Annotated in this window: 8 protein-coding genes; 4 read left to right on the forward strand and 4 right to left on the reverse strand. The window is 73.1% G+C overall.

The genetic code is table 11. The annotated features are described in order from the left end of the window. Together E1165_RS26960 and E1165_RS26965 are read left to right on the forward strand one after the other, a co-directional pair. Window positions 1–587: cellulose binding domain-containing protein (locus E1165_RS26960; RefSeq protein WP_207917051.1), on the forward strand; the 587-nt coding region annotated here is incomplete at its 5' end. A 170-nt stretch (window positions 588–757) separates the two neighbouring features. Beyond that, window positions 758–1345 carry a general stress protein gene (locus E1165_RS26965; protein ID WP_132394532.1) on the forward strand — a complete coding sequence of 196 codons (588 nt, stop codon included), beginning with the start codon at window positions 758–760 and terminating at the stop codon, window positions 1343–1345. Window positions 1346–1436: 91 nt separating this feature from the next. Here E1165_RS26965 and E1165_RS30440 read toward each other — a convergent pair whose 3' ends face one another. Continuing rightward, window positions 1437–1565 (reverse strand): hypothetical protein, encoded by a 129-nt coding sequence (locus E1165_RS30440; RefSeq protein ID WP_256370695.1) that lies wholly within the window; start codon window positions 1563–1565, stop codon window positions 1437–1439. A gap of 137 nt (window positions 1566–1702) precedes the next feature. Between E1165_RS30440 and E1165_RS26970 the strand changes: the two genes are divergently transcribed. Further along, window positions 1703–3292 carry a phospholipase D-like domain-containing protein gene (locus E1165_RS26970; protein ID WP_132394536.1) on the forward strand — a complete coding sequence of 530 codons (1590 nt, stop codon included), beginning with the start codon at window positions 1703–1705 and terminating at the stop codon, window positions 3290–3292. On the opposite strand, the gene E1165_RS26975 is transcribed toward E1165_RS26970, so the two are convergent. After that, window positions 3263–3982, reverse strand: coding sequence for an acetoacetate decarboxylase family protein (locus E1165_RS26975; RefSeq protein WP_165945336.1), 720 nt, complete (start codon window positions 3980–3982; stop codon window positions 3263–3265). The two genes, E1165_RS26970 and E1165_RS26975, sit on opposite strands and share 30 nt — an antisense overlap. A 365-nt stretch (window positions 3983–4347) precedes the next feature. Between E1165_RS26975 and E1165_RS26980 the strand changes: the two genes are divergently transcribed. Beyond that, complete coding sequence (locus E1165_RS26980; RefSeq protein ID WP_132394533.1) at window positions 4348–5169, forward strand: SigB/SigF/SigG family RNA polymerase sigma factor; 822 nt, start codon at window positions 4348–4350, stop codon at window positions 5167–5169. Between the two features lie 99 nt (window positions 5170–5268). On the opposite strand, the gene E1165_RS26985 is transcribed toward E1165_RS26980, so the two are convergent. Together E1165_RS26985 and E1165_RS26990 are read right to left on the reverse strand one after the other, a co-directional pair. Then, complete coding sequence (locus E1165_RS26985; protein WP_132394534.1) at window positions 5269–5862, reverse strand: GNAT family N-acetyltransferase; 594 nt, start codon at window positions 5860–5862, stop codon at window positions 5269–5271. Further along, window positions 5859–7382: an APC family permease gene (locus E1165_RS26990; RefSeq protein WP_132394535.1), complete on the reverse strand. Its 1524-nt coding sequence runs from the start codon at window positions 7380–7382 to the stop codon at window positions 5859–5861. The genes E1165_RS26985 and E1165_RS26990 overlap by 4 nt, the downstream gene beginning before the upstream one ends. Window positions 7383–7418: the final 36 nt, after the last annotated feature.

Consider the following 7418-nt stretch of genomic DNA (forward strand, 5'->3'; position numbering starts at 1 on the left):
CCGCCCCGGGCACCCCGACCGCCTCCGCGATCGGCCCGACCGGGCTCACCCTCACCTGGGCACCGGCCACCGACAACGTGGGCGTCACCGGCTACCGGGTCTACCGGGCCGGGAACGTCCTCGTCGGCTCGACCACCGGCACCACACTCGCCGTCACCGGGCTGACCGCCGCCACGACGTACACCTTCACCGTGGTCGCGGTGGACGCGGCCGGCAACCTCTCCCCGGCGTCACCACCGGTCACCGTCACCACCGCGGACCCACCGGCCGCGGGCGGCTGCGCGGTGACCTGGACGACCAGCACCTGGGGCACCGGCTTCACCGCGAACATCACCGTGACGAACACCGGCACCACGGCGATCACCGGCTGGACGCTCGCCTTCCAGCCCGGGGCCGGGGTCCGGCTGAGCAGCGGCTGGAACGGCGAGTGGAGCCAGACCGGCGACCGGGTCACCGTCCGCAACCTCGCCTGGAACGGCAACCTGCCCAGCGGCGGCACGGTCAGCACCGGCTGGCAGGGCACCTTCACCGGCGGCACGCTGCCCACCCCGTCGGCGTTCACCCTCAACGGCACCGCCTGCTCCTGACCCGCGCTCGGGGCCCGCCCGGGACCGGGCGGGCCCCGTGCAGGCGTACGGCGGGGTGGCACGGAGGCCGCTCCCGGTGTGGCTACCCCGGCGGCGCGGCGGCATTCCTCGGCCGGTCCGGTTATCCGGCCACACCAGGGGAACATCCGTGGTCGACGAAGGAGGATGAGATGACCAGACCCTCAACCCCGACCGCCACCTGGCGCCCCGGGATGCCGGGCGGCGACAACCTCCCGTCCGGCCCGGCCGGACGGCCGACCACGCCCGGCGGTGACGGGCACGGCCCGCAGGCGGACACGCCCACGGTGACGATCGGGTCGTACCCGGACTATCCCTCCGCCCAGCGGGTGGTGGACTACCTGGCGGACAACCGCTTCCCGGTCGAACACACCGCGATCGTGGGGACGAACCTCACCCTGGTGGAGACCGTGCTCGGGCGGCTCACCACGGGCCGGGCCGCGTTGCTCGGCGCGGGTACCGGGGCCTGGTTCGGGCTCTTCATCGGCCTGCTGTTCGGCATCTTCACCGTCGGCAACTGGCTGGCGGTGATCCTGGCCGGGCTGGTGATCGGTGCGATCTGGGGCGCCGTGTTCGGCGCGGTGGCGCACGCGATGTCCGGGGGTCAGCGCGACTTCACCTCGGCCAGTTCACTGCGGGCCGGCCAGTACGCCGTGATCGTGGACGCCAACCTGGCCGACCAGGCACGGCAGCTGCTGGGCCGGATGCATCTGACGCCGACCGGCGCGACCGCCCGCTGAGCCCGACCCCTGCGACATCCCGGCGCCGCCTGGCGCCGGGATGTCGTGCGTCCGCAGGCCCCGGCCGGGGCATCCGACCAGGCCCCCGGGCTCAGGAGACGGCGAAGATCCCGGCAACCCCGAGGATCACCATCAGCAACACCGCCAGGACCGCGCCCCGCTCGCTCTCCACGGCCTGCGGGGAGTTCTCGGGCACAGGCTTCGTCGTCTCGGCGGGCATGCTGGTGCCTCCTCGGTGTGCGTCGTCGCAAGGGATGCGGTGGGTCACACCGGTGAGCGCGCACGGATGGCTCCGACGTGCGCTCGCCCGGCGGGGGACCTACCGTGAGGACGTTGTCGACCTCGGGGGGCTGGAGCGTGGCGATCGAGGACTGGTTCCTCACCGCTGAGGAACGCGCCAACCCGGCCTCGGAATTACCCGTGTGGACGTCGGGAAACCTCGCCGAGCCGCTCATTCACGGTGCCGCCTACTTCGACCGGCTGGTCACCGAGGTGGAGGCCCTCGGTCCCGGCGACCACCTCTTCTTCACCGACTGGCGCGGTGACCCCGACGAACGGATGCGCCCGGACGGTCCGACCGTGGCGCAGCTCTTCGCCCGGGCCGCGCAGCGCGGCGTGGTGGTCAAGGGCCTGGTCTGGCGGTCCCACCTCGACGCCCTGTCCTACAGCGAGACGGAGAACCGCAACCTCAGCGAGGCGATCTGCGCGGCCGGCGGCGAGGTGCTGCTCGACCAGCGGGTACGCCGCGGCGGCTCGCACCACCAGAAACTGGTGGTGCTGCGGCACCCCGGCGCGCCGCACCGGGACGTCGCGTTCGCCGGCGGCATCGACCTGTGTCACAGCCGCCGGGACGACGCCGCGCATCGGGGCGACCCGCAGGCCGTGGTGATGTCCCCCCGGTACGGCAACCACCCGCCGTGGCACGACGTGCAGCTGGCGGTGCGCGGCCCGGTGGTCGGGGCGTTGGACACCACGTTCCGGGAACGCTGGACCGACCCGATGCCACTGGACTCGGAGAACCCGCTCGCCTACCTGCGCGACCGGCTGCGCGGCAGCGACCTCAGCCCCGACCCGTTGCCGGCGCAGCCACCCGACCCACCGCCCTGCGGCCCGCACCACGTCCAGGTGCTGCGCACCTACCCCGCCGTACGCCCCCGCTACTCCTTCGCCCCCGACGGCGAGCGCACCGTGGCCCGGGGTTACACCAAGGCGGTACGCCGGGCGCGCCGGCTGATCTACCTGGAGGACCAGTATCTCTGGTCGGCCGAGGTGGCGGAGCTGTTCGCCGGCGCGTTGCGGGACAATCCCGACCTACACCTGGTGGCGGTGGTTCCCCGCCACCCGGACGTCGACGGCCGGCTGGCCCTGCCGCCGAACACGGTGGGCCGGGAGCTGGCGCTCTCGCTGTGCGAGCGGGCCGCCCCGGAACGGGTGCACGTCTTCGACGTGGAGAACCGGGAGGGCCGTCCGGTCTACGTGCACGCGAAGGTGTGCGTGGTCGACGACGTGTGGGCGAGCGTCGGCAGCGACAACTTCAACCGGCGCTCCTGGACGCACGACAGCGAGCTGTCCTGTGCGGTGCTGGACGACACCCGGGACCTCCGGCCGCCCACCGATCCCGCCGGCCGGGGCGACGGGGCCCGGCTGTTCGCCCGTGAACTGCGCCTGCGGCTGTGGCGCGAGCACCTGGACCGGGATCCGGCCGGCGGGGAGGACGCGGACCTGCTGGACCCGGCGTCGGCGGTGGCGGCGATCACGGCCGCGGCCGACGCGCTCCAGCGGTGGCACGACGGGGGTCGCCGGGGTCCGCGCCCCGCCGGCCGGCTGCGCCCGCACCGCCCCGAACGGTTGCACTGGTTGACCCGGCTCTGGGCGCTGCCGGCGTACCGGCTGGTCTACGACCCGGACGGCCGGCCGCTACGGGACCGGCGCGCCGGCACCTGGTGACCCGGCGGGGGCCGGGTGGCCCGGGTACGGGGTCAGTCCGCCGGGGTAGGCGAACGAGGTGCGGGGGGCGTAGAAACCCCAGGGGACGAGCAGTGGGTTCTCCGGGCGCATGGTGTAGGTCGGGTGGCCGGGGGCGAGGAACTCCACGGACTCGATCTCGAACGGGGTGACCGGCTCGGAGATGAACGGATAGACCCCGCTGAGCAGCTCGCCGTCGCGGGTCGTGAAGTAGCGGTGGTGCCCGCGGCGCACCTCGTGCCCGGTGTGCCCGACCCGGGCCCGGGCACGGATCACCGGTTCCCCGTCGGCGGTCGTCTCGGCGACCAGCAGGTCGCCCCGGATGTCGACGGTGGTCCGGCCGAGCACGGCGGGAGCGCCCCGGGCGGCGGCGTAGTCGCGTACCCGGGGGCTGGAGGTGACGTAGTGGGTCCACCAGCCGCCGGGGGTCGCCCCGCCCGGGGCGTCGACGCCGACCAGGGCCACTCCGAGGTAGGTCAACGAGTACGCCCCGAAGCCGGAGGTCTGGGAGGCGTCGTCGACGACGTACTGGTTCATGAACACCTGGCGGTCCGCCTGTGGGCGCAGGCCGGGGGGCACGAGCGCCGCGACGCCGTCGGGATCCGCCGGCAACCAGCTGACATGCAGCGTACGGCTGTCGACGACGAGCTGCGGATCCGCCGGATCGAGCACACTTCCTCCGTACCTGTGGGTGTACCCGCGACGCTACGGCCGGCCGCCGGAACGCGACAAGGACGGAAAGCGGACACTGACCGTCACATGTCGGGTGCGTGATTGCCCGGTCGGCCACGGGGTGCCGCCGTCCGAGGGTGGTCGTCGGCCGTTCGGGTTACGCCAGGACACCCGATGGCCGGTCACACGGCTCGCCGTTATGCCGGTTACCGCATGTTTGAGTCGGTGACGCCGCTTAAGTGCATCGTACTTTCGGCTAGATTTTGCCGAGCCGATCGGGCTAAAGTGGCTTCCGAACGGACTATCCAACGCTCAACAAAGCGTCACGTCTTTGACCCGCGGACGAGGTGCAGGGAGGACCACCCATGACCGCGCCAGCGATCACCGAGCAGACGACAGCAGCACCACCCACCCCGAAGCTGAACCCGCGCGCGCTCACCGACAGCGCCGCAGACCTGCTCAACGCCATGGCGGCGCTGCCGGCCGACCACCCGTCCCGGCCCGCTCTGCGGGACCGGGCGATCGAGGCCTGGCTGCCGCTGGCCAACCACCTGGCCCACCGCTACAGCGGTCGCGGCGAGCCCACCGACGACCTGGCGCAGACCGCCGCCGTCGGCCTCATCAAGGCGATCGACAAGTTCGACCCGTCGCGCGGCGTCGACTTCGCCGGCTACGCCATCCCGACCATCATCGGTGAGCTGAAGCGGCACTTCCGCGACCGCACCTGGGACATCCGGGTCCCCCGCCGCCTCCAGGAGCTGCGCCTGGCCATCTCCGACGCGAACAGCTCACTGTTGCAGACCCTCGGCCGCTCACCCACGGTCGCCGACATCGCCGCCCACCTCAAGCTCACCGAGGAGGAGGTTCTGGAAGGCCTGGAAGGCGCCCGGGCGTACAACGCGGTGTCCCTGTCCACCCCGACCGGCGACGGTGACCGGGCGACCGAACTGGGCGACCTGCTCGGCGACGAGGACGGCGAGTTCGAGCTGGCCGAGCTGCGGGTCGCCCTCGGCCCGGCGCTGGCCACCCTCGACGAGCGCGAGCAGAAGATTCTCACCCTGCGCTTCTACGGGAACCTGACCCAGTCGCAGATCGCCGAGCAGATCGGCGTCTCGCAGATGCACGTCTCGCGACTGCTGGCCCGGGCGTTGACCAAGCTGCGGGGTCAGCTCGACGGCACGTACTAGGCAGGGATGCGGTGGCCGGGTCGGGCAGACCCGGCCACCGCGGCATCCCTCGGCCCGGTCGGCGGTTCGCCGGCCGGGCCGCTTTGTGCCCGCCGGCCCTCAGCGACCGGAGGGCTCCCGCCACATCGGGAAGAACGGCGTCGCGTCCGGCAGCCTGAACGGCTCGCGCCCGACGTACCCGTGCCGGGCGTACAGGTCACGGCTGCGCTCGCTGCTCGCCTCCAGGTACGCCGGCACCCCCTCGGCGTCGAGCACCGCGTGGTGGTGCCGCAGCAGGGCGGTGCCGACGCCCCGCCCCTGCCGCTGCGGGGCCACCGCCAGGAACGCCAGGTGGTGGTGGCCGTCGTGCGGATGGTGCGCCTCGAACAACTCGTCGAGGTGGCGGAACCGGTCGACCCACTCGCCGCAGGCCCCGGCCAGCCGCGCGTCGTAGTCGGCCGGGGATGGCGCGGGTTCACCCACCTGCGGGAACCAGACCGCCACCCCGGACCGGTCGGCGGTGCCGTAGACCAGCCCGTGCCGCATCGCGTGGTCCACCAGGATCTCGAAGTGACCGGCCAGCACCGCCTCCCTCTTGCTGGCCTCCGGCACCAGCCAGCCGGTCACCGGCAGCACCCGGAACGAGTTGGCGATCCGCTCGGCGACCGCCCGGGTCTCCCCCGGGCCGAGCCGCTCGATGGTCGGCCCGCTCACCGGGACACCCCCGACCCGACCCGTGCCGGCTCACCCGTGGTCGTCCGCAGGGCCGCCGCCGCGCTCGCCGCCCCGAAACCGATGCGGGCGTACACGTCGGGGCGGGTGCCTTTGAGCACCAGCCCCCAGAGCAGGCCGAGCAGCGCGGCGGCCGGGTAGACCGCCGGGACGACCCAGCGCAGCGGCGAGTCCGGCGCCACACCGAGCAGGATGGCGAAGTTGTCCACCGCCACCGCGATGACGGCGACCAGCGCGACGGCCGCGACGCCGGGCGCGACCGCCCGCCGCCAGAGGTTCTCCGTCGCGGGGTTGCGGGCGAAGAAGGCGATCACGGCGATGCTGGTGACGGCGGTCAGCAGCAGCACCCCGAAACCACCGCCGGTGCCGGCCCAGTAGAAGAGCTGGAGAATCGGATCCCAGCCGTTCACCGCGTACAGCAGGATCACCACCAGGCCGAGCAGGCTCTGCGCCAGCGAGGCGACGCGGGGCGAGCCGGTGCGCGGCGAGGTCTGCCCGAACGCCGCCGGCAGCACCCGCTCCCGGCCGAGGGCGAACGCGTACCGGGCCGTGGTGTTGTGGAACGAGATCATCGCGGCCAGCACCGAGGTCATGAAGAGCGCCTGGCCGATGGTGACGACGGTGCCGCCGAGATGCGCGGCCGCCAGGTTGAAGATCAGCTCGACGCTCTGCTCACCGGCCTGCCGCGCGATGTTCTCCGGTCCGGTGGCCACGGTCATCGTCCAGGACGACAACGCGTACAGCGCCGCGATGATCGCGATGGACAGGTAGGTCGCCAGTGGCACCGTCCGCTGCGGATCCTTGCTCTCCTCGCTGAACACCACCGCCGACTCGAAGCCGACGAAACCGGTGGTGGCCAGCACGAGCACCGCGCCCACCCCCGGCACCAGCAGGTTGGCCGGGGAGAGCGCGTCGAGGCTCACCGCGCCGCCGGCCGGGTTGCCGAGCTGGCCCAGGTCGAACACCACGATCACCACGATCTCGGCGATCAACAGCACCGCCAGCACCAGGCCGTTGACGTCGACCCGCAGCAGGCCGAGCACGGCGACCAGGGCCCAGGCCGCCAGGGCCACCAGCGCCCAGTGCGGCTCCACGCCGAACAGCGTGCCGAACACGGGGGCCGACGCCGCACCGATCGCGCCGTAGAGCCCCACCTGGAGGGCGTTGTACGCGATCAACGCCACCCAGGCCGCGCCGACGCCGGCCGGCCGGCCCAGCCCTCGGGAGACGTACGCGTAGAAGGCACCGGCGTTCTCCACCCGGCGGGCCATCGCCACGTAACCGACGGAGAAGAGCGCGAGAACGGCGGCCACCACGAGGAAGGCCAGCGGGATGCCGGTGACGCCGGTGACCGCGTACCCGGTGGTGACGACGCCGGCGATCACGGTGAGCGGCGCGGCGGCGGACAGGACGAAGAAGATCACCGAGGGGACGCCGAGCCGGCCCCGGGCCAGGGCGTCGGAGACGTTGCTGGGGCGTTGCAGCGTGGGTGTCGGGGGCATGGCAGCTGCTCCGGGTTCGAGGAGAGGGGTGAGGGG

The sequence above is a fragment of the Micromonospora sp. KC723 genome (assembly GCF_004348595.1).
Classification (GTDB): domain Bacteria; phylum Actinomycetota; class Actinomycetes; order Mycobacteriales; family Micromonosporaceae; genus Micromonospora.